Origin of the sequence: Marinimicrobium sp. LS-A18 (assembly GCF_000463525.1) — a bacterium.
GTDB classification, from domain to species: Bacteria; Pseudomonadota; Gammaproteobacteria; order Pseudomonadales; family Cellvibrionaceae; genus Marinimicrobium; species Marinimicrobium koreense.
The window spans coordinates 360,803-378,692 of record NZ_AWEP01000005.1 but is presented as its reverse complement, the minus strand read 5'-3'; the positions used below and the strand labels follow the sequence as shown (position 1 = coordinate 378,692).

Below are 17,890 nucleotides of genomic sequence, written 5' to 3'. Positions count from 1 at the left end.
TTCGGGAAATGTGCTTGCGTTTTACAGCACCGGGTTCTTTCCGGTGTCGGCATCGTCCCTACCGACGCGCCGGACGAGCGTCTCCAGCGTGTCCTCTTCCTGGGCCAGGCCGACCTGGTAGTTGATCTGAACCTGCACCAGCAGATCCTCGCCCCGGGCGTCGGTCATCAGCACATGCTCCAGCCGCGCGACAATCTGCCGGGCCAGGTGATCGGCATCATGCTCCGTGCTGTCCGGTAGAAACACGGCAAACCGTCGGCCGCCCATCCGGGCGGCGATCTGTCCGTGGCGCAGATAGCGGCGTATGGCCTTACCAACCCGCTGCAGAATGTCATCTCCGGCCTCCAGCCCGAGCCGCTGGTTGAGCTCGGTCAGATTCAGGACCCGCAGGCCGAGCACCACGGGCTGCTGACCATCCTCCTGAGACTGCTCAAACAGCGGTCCGCAGGTGGTAAAGAAATAGCGACGGTTGTAGAGTTGAGTGAGTTGGTCGACGGTTGCCAGATCCCGCTCGATCTGTTGGTAGCTCCCGAGAATCAGGCGGTTCATACGATAGGCGCGTCCGAGCTGGTACAACCCGAGGGCCGCTATCAGCAAACCGACCGGAATACACAGAAAGCTGATGGCTTCGGCCGGCCACCAGTGCGGTTCCACCAGGTCGTTGATCAGGGCCTGCCAGACGCCGACAAAGTTAAGCCCGAAGCCGATGGTGAGTTTACTGACGATGGTGCGACGCACTGGAAGGTACGCCGCCGTGGCAAACAGAAGAAAAGCGGCCAGGCACAGGCTGAGGTCCCGCAGGGTGCGGGGCCAGTCCACATTCTCCGGGCGAAGCGAGGGGCTGGTGTAGAACAGCAACAGTGCCCAGGCAAACGCCAGCAGTGCGGTCAACAACAAGGTGAGTAGCGCCAGCGAGAAGCGACTGAGCATGATCTTGTCAGGGTCCGAGGTCGTTTATAGACAGTGTAGCAGGCGCCACAGCGCGGCGCTGATGATCAGCTCGCGGTGTATTAGAGTGAGAAATGGTTATGAGCAGTGATGAACGTGACGAGTGGGCACTGTTTGAGCGGGAAATGCGCGATGTGCGCCCGATCAAGAGTGAGCCCAAAGTTCCTCTGAACAAGTCGGACGCGCCGGCCGACACCCTGGCGCAACGCCGGGAGATGGCGGTGCGCGAAGTGGTGGGGGCGGAGAGTAACTTTCTGTCCGGGGATTACGTGCCTCCGGTCGACCCGCACGATCACCTGGCGTTCAAGCGTGACGGTGTGCAGAACGGGGTGTATCGGAATTTGCGCCTGGGTAAATACACGGTGGATGCTCGTCTGGATCTGCACCGGATGACGGTGGAGGAGTCACGTCGGGCGGTGTTTCAGTTTGTGCAGGACTGCATGGCGCAGGATATTCGCTGCGGGCTGATCACTCACGGCAAGGGCGTGGGACGGGAAACCCCGGCGTTGCTGAAAAGCTGCGTGGCGCACTGGTTGCCCCAGATGCACGAGGTATTGGCGATGCACTCGGCCCAGCCCCAACACGGCGGCAGTGGGGCAACGTATATTCTCCTGCGCAAGAGCGAGCGAAAACGCCAGGAGAACTGGGAGCGCCAACATAAGCGCCGCGGATAGTGGAATGACTTCGTATTGGAATGCTCCGCCTGGGTAACCCCTTGTGAGACACGCCGTAAATACATCCATGTAGGCTCGATCGCCTGCCGTCCAGGCAGGCGACGGTCTCACAAGGGGTTACCCAGCCTCCGCGGTGCCAACGTAACGTTTCGGGAACTAGCTACCGCGCTAATGTCTGAGTGTGGCACTGAGGGACGGGGAGGGCTTCCCCTTCCCGTCCCTCAGGGTTACGGCGGATGCGGGCTGCGCCCTCCGACGCGTCGGACCGATCCGCCCTACGGGTGGCTCCGAGGTCTGCGTAGGGCGGATAAGGGCGGAGCCCGCATCCGCCGTTACCCAAATTGCCGTAACTACTCGTGTCCCTGCACCAAAACATAAGGCTTGATCACCAAAGCCCAAACCTCGGCATCGGCCTCAAACCATGCCTGCGCCTGGGTGTCGCTGACCGCATCCACCTTGCCTTCCTCCATCCAGGCCTTGAACTGATCGGCATTATCCCGGGACAGCTCCGCGCCGACTTTTACCAGATCCAGCCCGGGGGTCACCGCAATGGCCCGGCCGGCGGCGAAAAAACGCTGCAGCTCTCGCCAGGGGATGGTGGCCGTTTCCAGATTCAGGGTCGCTTCCAGAGGTAGAGAGTCGTCAGTCATAAAGTACTTCGGCTTTGCTAAGTCGGTTCAGACAAAACCGTCAGGTGCGACGGTTGCGATAGGCGCGGGCCACGCGGGAGGCGTTGTCCCGTTCCAGCACGGAACAGATGCGCTCTCCGGCCAGGATGAGCTTGTCCAGGTCCACGCCGTGCTCGATACCCAGGCCGTTGAGCAGGTAGACCACATCCTCCGTGGCCACATTCCCGGCGGCCCCCGGTGCGAACGGGCAGCCGCCCAGGCCGGCCACGGCGCTGTCGATGGTGGCGATACCGGCATTAAGCGCCACCAGAATATTGGCCAGCGCTTGACCGTAGGTGTCGTGAAAGTGCACGGCCAGTCGTTCCGGGCCAACTTCCGGGAGCAGGTGCGCCAGAAGCCGCTCGGTATCGCCCGCGGTGCCGACGCCGATGGTGTCGCCCAGGGAGACTTCCCGGCAGCCCATGGCCAGCAGCTCACGCGTCAGTGTCAGTACGGCACCCGGGGTAACGGCGCCCTCATAGGGGCAGCCCAGCACACAGGAAATGTAGCCGCGCACCGGCAGGCCCACGTCGGTGGCGGCGGCAATTACCGGCGCGAACCGCCCCAGGCTCTCGGCGATGGAGCAGTTGATGTTCTTCTGGCTGAAGGTTTCCGAGGCGGCGGCAAATAAAGCCACTTCATCGGCGCCGACGGCCAGTGCCCGCTCCAGCCCTTTCATGTTGGGGGTGAGGGCGGCGTAGGTGACGCCCGGACGGCGGTTCATGGCCTGGAGCAGCGCATCGCTGTCCGCCATCTGCGGTACCCGCTGGGGGTGGACGAAGCTGCCGGCTTCCAGATAGTCGAGCCCGGCGTCCGCCAGATCCTCCAGCAGTTGGTGTTTAGCGGTGAGCGGGACGGGGTGGGGTTCGTTCTGCAGCCCGTCACGCGGGCCGACTTCGATCAGCCGGACCCGCGTGGGGCGTTGGGGGTGTTGCTCAACCACGAATCAGTTGATGTCGAAATCGCTGCGCCGCAGCATTTCCGCGTGGCTCAGAGAGCGGTCGATCTGCTGTACATCGGCGGGGGTCAACATACCAGCGACCTGACGCAGCTCAAAGCTGTTGATGATGTAGTCGTACAGCGCGTTCTGGTAATCCCGCTCGGCCTGGTACACCGCGCGCTGGGCGAGCAGTACTTCCACCAGGTTCCGGGTACCCACTTCGTAGCCAGACTGGGTGGCTTCCAGGGCGCTCTGGGCGGAGACAATGGCCTGTTGCCGGGCCTTGACCTGGGCCACGCCGGTTTCCACCGACAGGTGCAGGGCGCGGGCCGACTGGATCACGGTGCGTTCGGTCCGATTCTGCTCGGCGCGGGCCTGCAGGTACTGGGCGTTCGCCTGGCGGCGCTCGGCAGAGGTGCGTCCACCGGAAAACAGCGGTACGTTCAGGCTGAGCATGATGCTGCTGCCTTCCGTTTCGGTGTCACTCTGGATGCTGCCGATCTGGCCACCAAAGTACTGGGACCCCTCGGTGGCGGTATCGCTGTAGGTCGCCGAGGCGCCCAGGGTGGGCAAGTGTTGTGACTTGGCGGCCTTGGCGGTCTGCTCGGAGGCTCGGGTGTTGAGTTGGGCAGCCTTGAGGACGTAGTTGTTTTTCAGCGCGAATTCAACCCACGCGTGACGATCAGCGGGCGTAGGGCTCACCACCGGGAAGTCCTCCTCCAAAGGAGCGATAGCATCGTGTGGCTGACCGGTCAGCACCTCCAGCGCTTCATAGGCAATGCCCAGGTTGCCCTGCGCCTGCAAAGCCGCGGCGGCGGCACTGTCGTAAACGGATTGGGCTTCATGGACTTCGGTAATGGCGGTCAGCCCCACTTCGTAGCGCTGGCGGGTTTGTTCAAGCTGTTGCTCCAGGGCCTTTTCTTCGGCAAGAGCCGTTTCCAGGTTTTCTGCTGCACGCAACACGTTGAAGTAGGCTTCAGCAACACGGACGATCAGCGCCTGCTGGTCAGCGCCAAACTGCACTTCCGCCAGCTCGCTCAGGGTGCCACCGCGCTGGTAGTTGTACCAGGCGGCCATGTTGAACAGCGGCTGATTCAGGGAAATTTCCCAGCCGGAGTTTTCCCGCTCGGTCTCCTGGGTCACGTCTTCCATGTTGTCGGTGGTGTCCTGACTGCTGTCGGAGTAGTACACCCGGGCATCAATCTGCGGCAACAGGCCGGCGCGGCCGAGGGTTCGGTTTTCCAGTCCCGCCTCGTAGGCGGCTTCGTCGGCTTTCAACTGCGCGTCGTTTTCCAGCGCCAGTTCATAAATGTCCAACAGCGAGTTGGCGCTGGCCGTAAAGGGCACCAGGGCCATCAGACCGAGAAACCAGAGGGAGCGGGTTGTTTTCATGTGAGTTCCTGTCCGTTGCAATCCAGAGTTGGGGCACCGTCGAATGGTAGGCAGTCTGCGAGTTTACTCACTCGGCTGCGGCAGGTCGAGCCTGTGCATGAATGAAGTTGTAAAAAAGGGTAAAACGTGTAAACCGGGTTTGTCATCGGGCGCCGAGGATACGCTCGCTTTACAGCGCTGGATGACTCGCCTAGACTGTGGCGCATTCGTCGGGGTGCCCGCCTTGAAAGGCCGGCTGAGATCTTACCCGTAGAACCTGATCCGGTTAATACCGGCGTAGGGAACGAAAGCGCAACAGCCTCTCTGGTGCCTGCCACCATTGTTCTATCTCCTCATGGCTTATAGCTGACGTTTCCCGCGCCACTGTCTTCGGGAGTGGAACGCGTGAACGACTTTTTGAACCCATCCAGACCCGCACCCGCGGTGGCACTGACCATTGCCGGTAGCGACAGCGGTGGTGGCGCGGGTATTCAGGCCGACCTGAAAACCTTCGCCGCGCTCGGTGTGTACGGTTGCAGCGCGCTGACTGCGCTGACCGCGCAGAACACCCTCGGCGTGCAATCGGTGCACTCAGTTCCTTCGACGTTCGTCACCGCGCAATTGGATTCAGTGCTGAGTGATTTTTCGGTGCGAGCCATCAAAACCGGCATGCTGGCCGACTCCGCCACGCTTCGAGCGGTGGTGAAGACGTTGGCGCATTGCGCCGACACGCCGCTGGTGGTCGATCCGGTCATGGTGGCCACCAGTGGTGACCGCCTGCTGGACCGGGACGCCGAAACCACCCTGCGTGAGCAGTTGCTGCCTCGCACTGACCTGTTGACCCCCAACCTGATGGAAGCGGCCGCTCTGCTGGACGAACCTCTGGCCTCGGACCCCGCCGGCCTCTGGCGCCAGGCCGAGCGGCTGTTGGCGCTGGGCCCCAAAGCGGTGCTGCTCAAGGGTGGGCACGGCAGTGGGCCGCTGGCGCAGGATCTGTTGCTGGGACCGGACTTTTCGGAAGTGTTCAGCCGCCCCCGGATCGACACCCGCAATTCCCACGGCTCGGGCTGCACCCTGTCGGCAGCCATTACCGCCTACCTGGCTTCGGGCCTCAACCTGAGCGACGCCGTTCGGGCCGCCAAAGATTACGTGCACCGGGCGCTCGTCAGCGCCGCTGACTGGCGGCTTGGCCGGGGTTCGGGCCCGCTGAATCACGGCGTTGCGCCTCTGGCCGACCCCCGCCGCGCCCCATCTGGCCCGGTGCCGCGCTCTGTATCTTCCAGTCACCTTCACGGAGAACCTCTGCTATGAGTCATACCGCCAACCCTTCGCCGCTGAGCCGCTCGGCCCAGGTGGACCCCCATTCTGTCGCGCCCCTCCCCGGTTCCAGCAAAGTGTACGTCCAGGGCTCCCGCCCCGATTTGCGGGTACCCATGCGGGAAATTGCGTTGAGCCAGACCGCCACGGAGTTTGGTGGCGAAGCCAATCCGAGCGTACGGGTCTACGATACCTCCGGCCCCTACTCGGATCCTCAGGCACAGATTGATCTGCGCCGTGGTCTGCCGGGGCTGCGCAGCCTGTGGATTGAAGAACGCGGCGATACCGAAGTCCTGGACCAGGCCAGTGCCCGCTACACCCAGGCGCGCCTGAAGGATCCCGAGCTGGAAGCGCTGCGCTTTGATCTGCACCGACCGCCGCGTCGTGCCAAGGCCGGCGCCAATGTCACCCAGATGCACTACGCCCGCCGCGGCATCATCACCCCGGAGATGGAGTACATCGCCATTCGGGAGAATATGGCTCTGGCCCAGGCGCGGGAGCGGGGCGAGGTGCAGCATCCCGGGGAAGCCTTTGGTGCGGCCATTCCCGATGAAATCACCCCGGAGTTTGTGCGCTCGGAAGTGGCCCGGGGACGGGCCATCATCCCCTGCAATATCAACCACCCCGAGTCCGAGCCGATGATCATCGGGCGCAATTTTCTGGTGAAGATCAACGGCAATATCGGCAACTCCGCGCTGGGGTCCTCCATCGAGGAGGAAGTGGCCAAACTCACCTGGGGCACCCGCTGGGGCGCGGACACCGTGATGGACCTGTCCACCGGTAAACACATTCACGAAACCCGCGAGTGGATCTTGCGCAACGCCCCGGTGCCGATTGGCACGGTGCCGATCTACCAGGCGCTGGAAAAAGTCGATGGTGTGGCCGAGGATCTGACCTGGGAGGTGTTCCGGGACACCTTGATCGAGCAGGCGGAGCAGGGCGTGGACTACTTCACCATTCACGCCGGTGTGCTCCTGCGCTATGTGCCGCTGACCGCCAAGCGGGTGACCGGCATCGTCTCCCGTGGTGGCTCGATCATGGCCAAGTGGTGCCTGGCGCACCATCAGGAAAACTTCCTGTACACCCATTTCGACGATATCTGCGAGATCATGAAGGCCTACGACGTCGCCTTCTCCCTGGGCGATGGCCTGCGCCCCGGCTCGGTGGCCGACGCCAACGACGAAGCCCAGTTCGGCGAGCTGGAAACCCTGGGCGAGTTGACCCATCGCGCCTGGGAACACGACGTGCAGGTGATGGTGGAGGGCCCCGGCCACGTGCCCATGCAGATGATCAAGGAAAACATGGACAAGCAGATCGAGGTCTGCGGCGAAGCCCCGTTCTATACCCTCGGCCCCCTGACCACCGACATCGCGCCGGGCTACGACCACATCACCTCGGGCATCGGCGCCGCCATGATCGGCTGGTACGGCTGCGCCATGCTCTGCTACGTCACCCCAAAAGAGCACCTCGGGCTGCCCAACAAGGACGATGTCAAGACCGGCATCATCACCTACAAAATCGCCGCCCACGCGGCGGACCTGGCCAAAGGCCATCCGGGAGCGCAACTGCGCGACAATGCCCTGTCCAAGGCGCGCTTCGAATTCCGCTGGGAAGACCAGTTCAACCTGGGCCTGGACCCGGACACCGCCCGCGCTTTCCACGACGAAACGCTCCCCAAGGAGTCGGCCAAGGTGGCCCACTTCTGCTCCATGTGCGGGCCCAAGTTCTGTTCCATGAAGATCTCCCAGGAGGTGCGGGACTACGCGGCGGCTCAAGGCAATGAGGTGGTCGAAGAGGCCGTCCGAATGGTGGATGTGGAGGCTGAGATGCAGGCCAAAGCCCGGGAGTTCCGCGAGCAGGGCGCGGAGTTGTATCAGAAGGTTTGATTCCCACGGTTGAGTCGGGATCCTCCAGAAGGTCCGGGCGCGCTATCAGGTGGGTTGTTTCGGAACCGCGATGAATATGTCCCTATAGCTCCCTCGCTTCATCCCTGAAGCGAGGGTTCCGAAACAACCCACCTGACATCGCGCCCTCCGTGGTGGCGTCACGTTATGGGAGCGGCGGATGCGCCTACGGCTCCGATGTGTCGGACCGGTCCGCCCTACGCTGCTTCACGTTTTGGTAACGGCGGATGCGGGCTACGCCCTTATCCGCCCTACACGACCTGCCGAGCTACCCGTAGGGCGGATAAGCCGAAGGCGCATCCGCCGTTCCGAACCTCCCCGCCCATCAAAAGGTGGTCGAATGGTTCTGGGCTACGTAGTATAGAAGGCTGAATTGACTCCGAAGGGCGTGGTGAAGGGGAGGCCCTATCGGAACCGTCGTTTCAGGGAGAAACGATGGAGCCCCAGGGATGGGTTTATGCGTTTCCGATAGGGCCTCCCCTTCACCACGACCGTGGTCACTACGAAGCACTGACAACTCAAACGAGAGCCATTCATGACCCACTGGCAAAAACCCCCTTTCACCCGTGACGACGTCCAGATCACCCAGCGGGAAACCCTCTACAAAGACTTCTTCCGGGTCGACAAAGTCACCCTCAAACACCGACTATTTCAGGGCGGCTGGACCGGAGAGCTCTCCCGGGAGCTGTTCCTGCGTGGCCCCGCCGTCGGGGTCCTGCTCTACGACCCCAAGCACGACACCGTCGGCCTCATCGAACAGTTCCGCGCGGGGGCCCTGGCCGAACCCGGCGGGCCCTGGTGCATGGAAATCGTTGCCGGCATGATCGAAGACGGCGAAACCTGCGAAGATGTTGCCCGTCGGGAGTCGATCGAGGAAGCCGGTGTCGAGCCCTACCATATGGAATATATCGCCAACTACCTGCCCAGCCCCGGTGGCAGCGATGAAAAAATGCACATCCTCTGCGGCTTGGCGGATCTCAGTCAGGCTGGTGGTATTCACGGGCTGGACGAAGAGCACGAAGACATCAAGGTCCACGTTCTGGCCGCTTCGGAGGTGTTCGCCCACCTGTATGATGGACGTTTTAACAGCGCCGCGGTATTGCTGTGTCTGCAGTGGTTGCAACTCAACCACGTCCGGCTGAAGCAAGGCTGAATCGATAAACTCTGGTAGACTGCGCTTTAGATCCTTTGCGGCGGGCTTGTCGATCCGCCGCCCCACCCATGATTGTGTCAGGGTGCATCGCCTCTCAGCGGTGCGCTCCAGGGGCTTTTATTGTGGGTGTCGGGAGGGCGGTACCAGGAAACTCAAACTCACTCGGAGACCGACCGGGCATGGTCAAAAGCCGTTACAAAGTGAACCTGTCGCGCCAGTTGGCGGAGTGCGAGGCCAATTACTGGCGTCTGCGCAAGCTGTTGCCCGAGGACTCGCTCACGCCGGGTGCGCAGTGGCAGTTCGCGGTGGTCAGCGGCGAGCGGCACTGGCAGACACGGGTGACGGTCATTGAGTGCTCCCGCTACACCACGACCGTCCAGTTGAACCAGGTTCAGACGGATGAGCCGGGAGCGGAGTGGTTGCGCGCGCCGCAATTGACGGTCCGCCTCTACCAGGATGCCGAGCTGGCGGAGGTTCTGGCCTGGGAGCGGCATCGCCGTTTGCAGCCGCGCTACGAGTACCCCAACCAGGCGATGTATCACCAGGACGAAAAAGCCCAGTTGAACCGGTTTCTGGGTGAATGGCTGGGCTTATGCCTGGAGAAGGGCCACTCTCTGGAAACGGTCTGGTAGAAGATCACATTTTTCTGATAAATGTTCCGACACCGGTCGCATGCGTCTTGCACCGCCTCCCACTTGTGGTTATTCTCGAAAAAACTTCAGCCATTCGGCGGCGCTTGAATCTACTCCCGTCTAGTGGCCAGAAGCAGAATCAACCGGATTATCGAGACGTTCGTGCGCCTGATTCAAATTACCGACTGCCATTTGGGCCCGCTGTCTGACCCCTCGCTATTGGGGTTGAACACCGACCAGAGCCTGGACGATGTGTTGCGCCTGGTAGCCCGGGAGCAGACGTCCGTGGATGCTATGGTGTGTACCGGCGATATTGCCAGTGATGCCCACGAAGAATGCTACGGGCGCTTTGTGACCACGGTTCGCAATCACTTTTCTGTTCCCCTTGGATGGTTGCCCGGCAACCACGATTCAGCGGCAATCATGGCCCAGTTGGAAAGCGACTTTGTGCCCGAGTCCCGGGTCATGAGTGTCGGGGAGTGGTTGGTGGTTCTGCTCGATTCCGCCGTGCCGGGACAGGTATACGGCCACCTGGCGGACAGCGAGCTCGATTTCCTGTCCCAGACTCTCGCCAGTAACAGCCCCCGCCCAACCCTCGTCATGCTGCACCACCAGCCCGTGCCGGTAGGCAGTCGCTGGATTGATGAATACATCCTCAAAAATGCCGATGATTTCTTCGCCATCATTGATGCGCACCCGCAGGTGAAGGGTGTCTCCTGGGGGCATGTGCACCAGTTCTATCACGGCGAGCGCAACGGGGTGCAGCTGTTTGCTACGCCGGCCACCTGTATCCAGTTCAAGCCGGGCAGTGAGTCGTTTGCCGTGGATCGGGCCATGCCCGGTTACCGCTGGTTTGACCTGCACGACGATGGCCGCCTGGACACCGGGGTATCCCGGGTAGAGGACCAGAAGTACCAGATCGACTATCAGTCGGCCGGCTATTGATGGTGGCGGTTTGGGCTTGTCCACGCCTCGTCTGATTTATATCCACGGTTTTCTCAGCTCGCCGGCCTCCTTCAAGGCGCGGCAGATGCAGGCCTGGCTGGCCGAGCATCGCCCCGACATCGACTACCGTTGTCCGCACTTGTCCCCTTATCCCCGCCTGGCGGCCGAGCATCTGGCGAACCTGGCCGATACCGATGGCCCCCTGTACCTGATGGGCAGCTCCCTGGGCGGCTTCTGGGCCACCTGGCTGGCCGAGCGATACAGCGCCCGAGCGGTACTGATCAACCCGGCGGTCAGCCCCTGGCAGTTCATGCCGGATTATCTGGAGGTTGACCTCAAGGGCTATCACACCGATGATACCTACCGCCTGAGCGCCCACCATGTGGATGAAATCCGGGCCTATGAGGTCGAGCCGCTGAACCACCCCGAGAATCTGTGGCTGTTGGTTCAGGCCGGGGATGAAACCCTGGATTATCGGCAGGCGGTGGCCAAATACCGGGGCGCAAAACAGACGATCGAGCCCGGCGGCGACCACGGTTTTCAGGGCTTCGAGCGGTATATCCCCGATGCCCTGGCGTTTCTGGAAGGGCGGTAACGGCGGGTGGCAGAGGTTTGGGTAACGGCGGATGCGCTGCGCTTATCCGCCCTACGCAACCTCCGCACTACCCGTAGGGCGGATAAGCGCAGCGCATCCGCCGTTACCGCACGCGACGTTTTCAAAACCGCGACCCAAGGCGGTACAACCCGAATCCAACAACAAGACCGATTACAGAGTTAATAATCCGATATGGCGAACTACTCCTCGGAAGATATTGAAGTACTCACCGGGCTAGACCCCGTCAAAAAGCGCCCGGGCATGTACACCGACACCACCCGGCCCAACCACCTGGCCCAGGAAGTGATCGACAACAGCGTCGACGAAGCCCTCGCCGGTCATGCGAAAAGCATTCAGGTGGTGCTGCACAAAGATCATTCGATCTCTATTTCGGACGACGGTCGGGGCATGCCGGTGGATATGCACCCCGAGCAGGGTAAACCCGGGGTGGAGGTGATTCTGAGCACCCTCCATGCCGGGGGCAAATTCTCCAACAAGAACTACCAGTTCTCCGGCGGCCTGCACGGGGTGGGGGTGTCGGTGGTGAACGCGCTCTCCCAGATGCTGGAAATCACCATCAAGCGCGATGGCCAGGTTCATCGCATGGGCTTCAAGGATGGTGACAAAGCCACCGATCTGGAAGTGATCGATACCTGTGGCAAACGCAACACCGGCACCAGTATCCGCTTTCTGCCCAACCCGAAATACTTCGACTCGCACAAATTTTCGGTCAGCCGCCTGCGCCACAACCTGCGCGCCAAGGCCGTGCTCTGCCCGGGGCTGACGGTCACCTTTAAAGACGAGCAGTCCGGCGAAACCGATGAGTGGTTTTACGAGGACGGTCTGCGGGACTACCTGCAGGGCGCAACCCAGGGCTGGGAAACCCTGCCCGAACAGCCCTTTGTCGGCGAGTTCTCCGGTAAAACCGAGGGTGTCAGTTGGGCGGTCCAGTGGCTCCCGGAAGGGGGCGAGCTGGTTCAGGAAAGTTACGTCAACCTGATCCCCACCGCCCAGGGCGGCACCCATGTGAACGGACTGCGCACCGGCTTGCTCGATGCGTTGCGCGATTACTGCGAGTTTCGCAACCTGCTGCCCCGCGGAGTCAAACTGGCCCCGGAGGATGTCTGGGCCAACTGCAGCTATGTGCTCTCCTCCAAATTGGCCGACCCGCAGTTCTCCGGTCAGACCAAAGAGCGCCTGTCGTCCCGCGAGGCGGCGGCGTTTGTCTCCGGCATTGCCAAAGACGCCTTCGCCCTGTGGCTCAATCAGCACACCGAAGATGGCGACAAACTGGCGGAGCTGTGCGTCAACAATGCCCAGCGTCGGGTGCGTTCCAGCAAGAAAGTCGCCCGCAAAAAAGTGACCCAGGGGCCGGCCCTGCCGGGTAAGCTGGCGGACTGCTCCAGCTCGGATCCCTCTCGCAGCGAGCTGTTTCTGGTGGAGGGTGACTCCGCCGGCGGTTCGGCGAAGCAGGCCCGGGATCGGGAGTTTCAGGCGATCATGCCGCTGCGCGGGAAAATTCTGAACACTTGGGAAGTCGATGCCGGGGATATTTTCTCCAATCAGGAAGTGCACGATATTTCCGTGGCTCTGGGGGTCGACCCCGGCGCGGCGGATTTGAGCCAGCTGCGCTACCACAAAATCTGCATTCTCGCCGACGCCGACTCCGACGGCCTGCACATTGCGACGCTGCTGTGTGCGCTGTTTGTCCAGCACTTCCGCCCGCTGGTGGAAAACGGCCATGTGTTTGTCGCCATGCCGCCGCTGTACCGCATCGATGTGGGCAAGGAGGTGTACTACGCGCTGGATGAGAGTGAAAAGAACGGCGTGCTCGACCGCATTGAGGCGGAAAAGAAAAAAGGCAAGGTGAACGTGCAGCGCTTCAAGGGCCTCGGTGAAATGAACCCCCTGCAGCTACGCGAAACCACCATGGCCCGCGATACCCGGCGGCTGGTTCAGCTGGGTATCGACGATATCGAAGGCACGATGCAGATCATGGACATGCTGCTCGGCAAAAAACGCGCCTCGGATCGCCGCGTCTGGCTGGAAAGCAAAGGCAACCTGGCCGATATCGCGGTTTAATAGAGAGAAGGCTCACCCTCCGGGCGGGTTTTGAAGCGCCGGTGCACCCACATGTATTGCTCCGGGCAGGCACGTACTCTCTCTTCGATAAACTGATTGATCCGGCGGGCATCCGCCGTCTCATCGCCTGAGGGTAACTCCGTCAGCGGCGGGTACACCTTCACGTCATACCCCGAACCATCCGCCCGGCGGTGATGGGTGAAGGGAATCAGTTGCGCCCGGCCCATACGCATCAGTTGACTGGTTGCTGTAATGGTCGCCGCCGGAATACCGAAGAAGGGCACAAACACATGAGGCCGGCGCGGGCCGTAATCCTGGTCCGGCGCGTACCAGACCACCCCGCCCTGGCGCAGTCGGCGCACCATCTGGCGCATGTCGTCCCGGGAAATGATGCTGCCGGGTTCGGCCAGATGCTCGCGCCCCTTCAACTGCATATAGTCATATACCGGATTGTTGTGTGGCCGGTACAGGCCGCCGACCGGGTGGCTCTGACACAGCAACTTGCCCCCCAAGTCCAGATTGGTGAAATGCATGCCCAACAGGACCGCGCCCTGGCCGGCCTGTTGGGCCGCCTGCAGATGCTCCAGCCCTTCGACCGAATACAGCCGGCACATTCGCCACCGGGGCCAAAACCAGGAGATGCCCGTTTCAAAAAACGCCTGGGCGGTCGACTCGAAATTGCGCCGTGCCAGCGCCTGGCGCTCGGCGTCGCTCATCTCCGGGAAGCACAGCGCCAGATTGCGCAGCGCCGTGCGGCGCCGGCTTTTGGCCAGACGCCAGGCCAGCCGTCCCAGCCCTCGCCCCATGGCCATCTGAACCCGGTAGGGCAACAGGGCCATGAGCCACCACAGGCCAAAGCCGACCCAGGTCAGCCAGTAGCGAGGGTGAAACAGTTGGCGGGAGACACGCGGCATTTCGATAAATCCTCAGACACACAGAAAAGGCGCTATTCTACCGTGTATGATGGCGCGGGGGGTGCCTGTGAACTATGTTAATATAGACGCCACATTTGATGTTTTACCGGGAGTAAGAGGACGGCCCTTGTCCCATCATCAGTCATTGCGAGAGGCGCTGCGTGCGGCCACTCGTGCGGAGCATAAGGCACTCGAGGCCCAACCGCTCATGCAGCGACTGCTCTCCCCGGAACTCACCCTCATCGAATACGGTCAGATCCTGCGGGCTCAGCGGGCATACTACCGTGCCTTGGAACCGGCGCTAATGCCCCTTGAGCAGCAACTTCGAGAGCGTTTCCCCGAGGTGGGCTATCGCTACCAGTCTCGCCTGGCGTCACTGGAGCAGGACTGCTGCGTGCTGCAATTGCCGGATGATCACGATATCCGCCCGGGCGCGAGTTGGCGGCCTCCGCTAGACTCTACGGAGGAGGCGCTCGGCGTGTTGTATGTGCTGGAAGGTGCCAGCCAAGGGGGGCGGGTCATCGCCAGGGCATTGAACCGTTCCCTGGGTCTGGAGAGCGGTAATGGCGCCGACTTTTTTCATTGCCATGTTACCCAGGGCGGGTGGGCCCGTCTTTGCCCCTGGCTGGAAACCATTCCTCCGGATGCAACATGGCATTGCGCGCTGACCGGCGCCAAGGCAACCTTTAACGGGCTGAAGGCCCATTTTGATCATTGGCAGAGGCAACTGAGTGACCGCTGAAACCCCGACGTTTTTTGCGGACGAGCTTCAGGCAGCGCAGGAAGAGTGCGCGCGCGAGCCCATCCATATTCCCGGCGCCGTACAGAGCTTCGGAGTGCTGTTGAGCTTCGATTCGTCAATTCGGCGGGTCTGGCAGGTTAGCGCCAATGTTCGCCAGCACCTGGGGTTGACGGTGAACGAGTGCCTCGGGGCCAGTGCCGCAGGCATTCTGGGCAGCAGCCTGCTGGGCAGGATTCGGCGCGGGCTGGCCAATTCCGATCGTCTCCCGGGGGCGATGACCGTCACCCGCAAGTTGGCTGGCATCAGCCGCAAGCTGCACGTGGTCGCCTACCGCAGCGGCGATGCGGTGATCGTGGAGCTTGAACAACTGGAAGGTTCGGCGCGCTATCGCTGGTTGTCCCTGGTCAACGACTGGATTGCCAAGCTGGTGGAAACCCGCACCGAGGATGAGGTCCTCAATCGGCTGTGCGATGCCGTCCGGTCCATTACCGGCTACAACCGCTCGCTGATTTACGCGTTTGATGACGACTGGAATGGCAAGGTGCTTGCCGAGAGCCGCGATGAGGTGCTGTCTTCCCTGATGGGGCAACACTTCCCTGCGTCCGATATCCCGCCTCAGGTTCGCGCCATGTACGGCAATAATCGCATTCGCGTCATTGCCGATGCTCAGGCTGAGGCCGCCCCGCTCGTACCGGCGATGAATCCGGCCAACGGCAGCCCGCTGGATCTGAGCCAGGGCTATTTGCGGGCGGTATCGCCGATTCACTGCGACTATATGCAGAACATGGGGGTCCGATCGTCTCTGTCGGTTGCGATCTATTCCGACTCCCGGCTCTGGGGCTTGGTCAGCTGTCACAGCCAGACGCCCCTGTCCCTGTCGCCGTCTGCCCGGGACAGCGTTGCCACCCTGGTTGAAGTGGCCAGCCAACGCCTGTTCCTGCTCAAAGCCGAAGCTGACGCCCATTACCGGCAACAGATTCACGATAATCGGGTTCAGCTCGCCCACGGGGTTCAGGAACGTCACGCGCCGCGAGACCTGGTGCAACAGCACGCCGAGCACTGGCGGCAACTGTTCCGGGTAGAGGGGATTGCGCTGGTGTATCTTGGCGAAATCACCCGCTCCGGCAAGACCCCCGACGAGGATCAGGTGCGCGAGCTGACCAACTGGCTTGACGCTGAGCTCAAAGAGCCGGAGCCCTGGGCCACCACCTCGCTCAGCGCCTCGGGCTACCCCAGTGCGGAGGCGATACAGAGCTGGTGCTGCGGACTGCTGGCCATGCCCCTGCTGATTGACATGGATGCCCGGGGCTGGTTACTGCTGTTTCGTCCAGAGCAGTTTGAAATGATTCCCTGGGCGGGCAAACCCGAGAAGGTCGCCGAGGTGCGCGACGGACGCACGGTTCTGTCGCCGAGAACGTCCTTTGCATCCTGGGTTGAAGAGGTCAGTGGCAAAAGCTCGTCCTGGCACCCGGCCGAAATCAACGCCGCCCGGGATCTGGGGGATGACCTGGCGGTCATTGCCGCCGCCCATGAAATTACCCGGCTGAATGAATACCTGCGGCGCGAACGCAAGGCGCTCGCGGAGGCGAATCAGCACCTGGAAAAAGTGGCCAATACGGACTCCCTGACCGGTACCCTGAACCGCTATCGGATTGAGCATCTGGTGCAGATGAGCATGGCCAACGCCGAACGCTATGGCCAGCCGTTCTCACTGTTGTTGTTTGATCTCGACCATTTCAAGCAGATCAATGATACCTACGGCCACAATGTCGGTGATCGGATCCTGAAAACCCTGGTCAACTCGCTGACCGACGGGCTGCGTGAGGGCGACCAGTTGGGGCGTTGGGGCGGAGAGGAATTTCTGGTGCTCGCCGCCAATACCGTGCTGGAAGATGCGGCGATTTTCGCCGAACGTCTGCGTGGGCTGGTACTCGGCACTGAATTTGGATTGGACGAGCCGGTCACCATCAGTATCGGCGTGGCCGAGTGGGGCAAGGGCGATACCATGAAAACTCTGCTGGTGCGCGCCGATCGGGCCATGTACGAAGCCAAGCATTCCGGGCGCAACCGGGTCTGTCTCGGGCGCATCGATCAGTAGTGTCCCGGCCTTGCCTCCCCCGGAATGGCCCGAAATGATAATATGGCCTCCTCATTTGCCAGGTTTGGAGAACAGCGTTTGAAAGTCTCTGTCATCATGACCACCTACAACTCGCCGGTGTGGTTGGAAAAGGTCCTGTGGGGGTACAGCGTACAGACCCATAAGGATTTCGAGATCGTGATTGGCGACGACGGTTCAACGGATGAAACCCGCGAGGTGATCGAGCGGGTAAAAGCCCAGACCGGGCTGGCGATTCGACACATCTGGCAGGAAGACAAGGGCTTTCGCAAATGCCGGATCCTGAATAAATGTATTCTCGAAGCGGACTCAGACTATCTGGTATTCACCGATGGGGATTGCATCCCCCGGCGCGACTTTCTGGCCGTACATGTGGCGGAAGCCCGCCCCGGAACCTACCTGTCGGGGGGCTACCACAAGCTGCCCATGGCCACCAGTGAGCAAATCACCAAAGACGACATCATCAGCGGGCGCTGCTTTGATCTGGCGTGGTTAAAAGCACACGGGCTAAAACGCAGTCACAAGAACCTGAAGCTGACCGCGACTCCCGGGCAGGCGAAATTGCTCAACCGGATTACCCCCACCGCCTGTAATTTCAAAGGCTCCAATGGCTCGGTCTGGAAGCGCGATGCGCTGGCCGTCAATGGATTTGATGAGCGTATGCCCTGGGGCGGGCTGGATCGTGAGTTCGGGGTGCGCCTGATCAACTCCGGGATTCGTCCCAAACACGTTCGCTACAACGCGATTGTGATCCACCTGGACCACCCTCGCGGTTACAAGGACCCGGACAAAGTGGCGGCCAACAAAGCGTTGCGAGTCCGCAGTGAAAAAGAGAGGCTGACGCGCACAGAGCACGGCATTGACCAACTCTAAAAAATAACGGATCACG

General features: G+C 61.6%; 16 protein-coding genes and 1 riboswitch. Of the genes, 11 read left to right on the top strand and 5 right to left on the bottom strand.

Translation table 11 applies throughout. The annotated features are described in order from the left end of the window. Positions 1 to 21: 21 nt before the first annotated feature. On the bottom strand, positions 22 to 930 hold the full coding sequence (locus tag N645_RS0109540; RefSeq protein WP_024461283.1) for a GGDEF domain-containing protein: 909 nt from the start codon (positions 928 to 930) through the stop codon (positions 22 to 24). Between the two features lie 98 nt (positions 931 to 1,028). Between N645_RS0109540 and smrA the strand changes: the two genes are divergently transcribed. Beyond that, complete coding sequence (gene smrA / locus N645_RS0109535) at positions 1,029 to 1,622, top strand: DNA endonuclease SmrA (RefSeq protein ID WP_024461282.1); 594 nt, start codon at positions 1,029 to 1,031, stop codon at positions 1,620 to 1,622. 350 nt (positions 1,623 to 1,972) lie between these two features. On the opposite strand, the gene N645_RS0109530 is transcribed toward smrA, so the two are convergent. The 3 genes from N645_RS0109530 to N645_RS0109520 are packed head-to-tail and all read right to left on the bottom strand — an operon-like array spanning position 1,973 to position 4,622. Next, complete coding sequence (locus tag N645_RS0109530; protein ID WP_024461281.1) at positions 1,973 to 2,272, bottom strand: DUF2288 domain-containing protein; 300 nt, start codon at positions 2,270 to 2,272, stop codon at positions 1,973 to 1,975. 40 nt (positions 2,273 to 2,312) lie between these two features. After that, entirely contained in the window at positions 2,313 to 3,233 is a 921-nt protein-coding gene (locus tag N645_RS0109525; protein ID WP_024461280.1) for a hydroxymethylglutaryl-CoA lyase, read from the bottom strand. Positions 3,234 to 3,236: 3 nt separating this feature from the next. Then, entirely contained in the window at positions 3,237 to 4,622 is a 1,386-nt protein-coding gene (locus N645_RS0109520) for a TolC family outer membrane protein (protein WP_024461279.1), read from the bottom strand. A gap of 200 nt (positions 4,623 to 4,822) precedes the next feature. Continuing rightward, positions 4,823 to 4,922, top strand: a riboswitch (TPP riboswitch). 84 nt (positions 4,923 to 5,006) lie between these two features. On the opposite strand from N645_RS0109520, the gene thiD reads away from it, so the two are divergent. The 7 genes from thiD to parE all read left to right on the top strand — a co-directional run bounded on the left by thiD (position 5,007) and on the right by parE (position 13,229). Beyond that, the gene (thiD, locus tag N645_RS0109515) at positions 5,007 to 5,912 is read left to right on the top strand and encodes a bifunctional hydroxymethylpyrimidine kinase/phosphomethylpyrimidine kinase (protein WP_024461278.1); all 906 of its coding nucleotides are present in this window, start codon (positions 5,007 to 5,009) and stop codon (positions 5,910 to 5,912) included. After that, a complete protein-coding gene (gene thiC, locus N645_RS0109510; protein ID WP_024461277.1) occupies positions 5,909 to 7,804 on the top strand; it encodes a phosphomethylpyrimidine synthase ThiC in 1,896 nt (631 codons plus the stop codon). Before thiD ends, thiC begins: the two co-directional genes overlap by 4 nt. A gap of 553 nt (positions 7,805 to 8,357) precedes the next feature. Then, entirely contained in the window at positions 8,358 to 8,975 is a 618-nt protein-coding gene (locus N645_RS0109505; RefSeq protein WP_024461276.1) for an NUDIX domain-containing protein, read from the top strand. A gap of 179 nt (positions 8,976 to 9,154) precedes the next feature. Further along, on the top strand, positions 9,155 to 9,607 hold the full coding sequence (locus N645_RS0109500; RefSeq protein WP_024461275.1) for a DUF1249 domain-containing protein: 453 nt from the start codon (positions 9,155 to 9,157) through the stop codon (positions 9,605 to 9,607). Between the two features lie 162 nt (positions 9,608 to 9,769). Then, positions 9,770 to 10,552 (top strand): 3',5'-cyclic-AMP phosphodiesterase, encoded by a 783-nt coding sequence (gene cpdA, locus N645_RS0109495; protein WP_051174398.1) that lies wholly within the window; start codon positions 9,770 to 9,772, stop codon positions 10,550 to 10,552. A gap of 16 nt (positions 10,553 to 10,568) precedes the next feature. Next, positions 10,569 to 11,147, top strand: coding sequence for a YqiA/YcfP family alpha/beta fold hydrolase (locus tag N645_RS0109490; RefSeq protein ID WP_036161045.1), 579 nt, complete (start codon positions 10,569 to 10,571; stop codon positions 11,145 to 11,147). A gap of 192 nt (positions 11,148 to 11,339) precedes the next feature. Continuing rightward, positions 11,340 to 13,229, top strand: a complete 1,890-nt coding sequence (parE, locus tag N645_RS0109485) for a DNA topoisomerase IV subunit B (protein ID WP_024461272.1) — start codon at positions 11,340 to 11,342, stop codon at positions 13,227 to 13,229. Here the strand turns inward: parE and lpxL are convergent. Further along, entirely contained in the window at positions 13,226 to 14,143 is a 918-nt protein-coding gene (gene lpxL, locus N645_RS0109480) for an LpxL/LpxP family Kdo(2)-lipid IV(A) lauroyl/palmitoleoyl acyltransferase (RefSeq protein WP_036160754.1), read from the bottom strand. The two genes, parE and lpxL, sit on opposite strands and share 4 nt — an antisense overlap. 127 nt (positions 14,144 to 14,270) lie before the next feature. On the opposite strand from lpxL, the gene N645_RS17465 reads away from it, so the two are divergent. The 3 genes from N645_RS17465 to N645_RS0109465 all read left to right on the top strand — a co-directional run bounded on the left by N645_RS17465 (position 14,271) and on the right by N645_RS0109465 (position 17,874). Next, complete coding sequence (locus tag N645_RS17465; RefSeq protein WP_193744962.1) at positions 14,271 to 14,885, top strand: biliverdin-producing heme oxygenase; 615 nt, start codon at positions 14,271 to 14,273, stop codon at positions 14,883 to 14,885. Next, positions 14,875 to 16,983: a diguanylate cyclase gene (locus tag N645_RS0109470; protein ID WP_036160751.1), complete on the top strand. Its 2,109-nt coding sequence runs from the start codon at positions 14,875 to 14,877 to the stop codon at positions 16,981 to 16,983. Before N645_RS17465 ends, N645_RS0109470 begins: the two co-directional genes overlap by 11 nt. Positions 16,984 to 17,061: 78 nt before the next feature. Continuing rightward, positions 17,062 to 17,874, top strand: coding sequence for a glycosyltransferase family 2 protein (locus N645_RS0109465; RefSeq protein WP_024461268.1), 813 nt, complete (start codon positions 17,062 to 17,064; stop codon positions 17,872 to 17,874). The last annotated feature ends 16 nt before the right edge of the window (positions 17,875 to 17,890 follow it).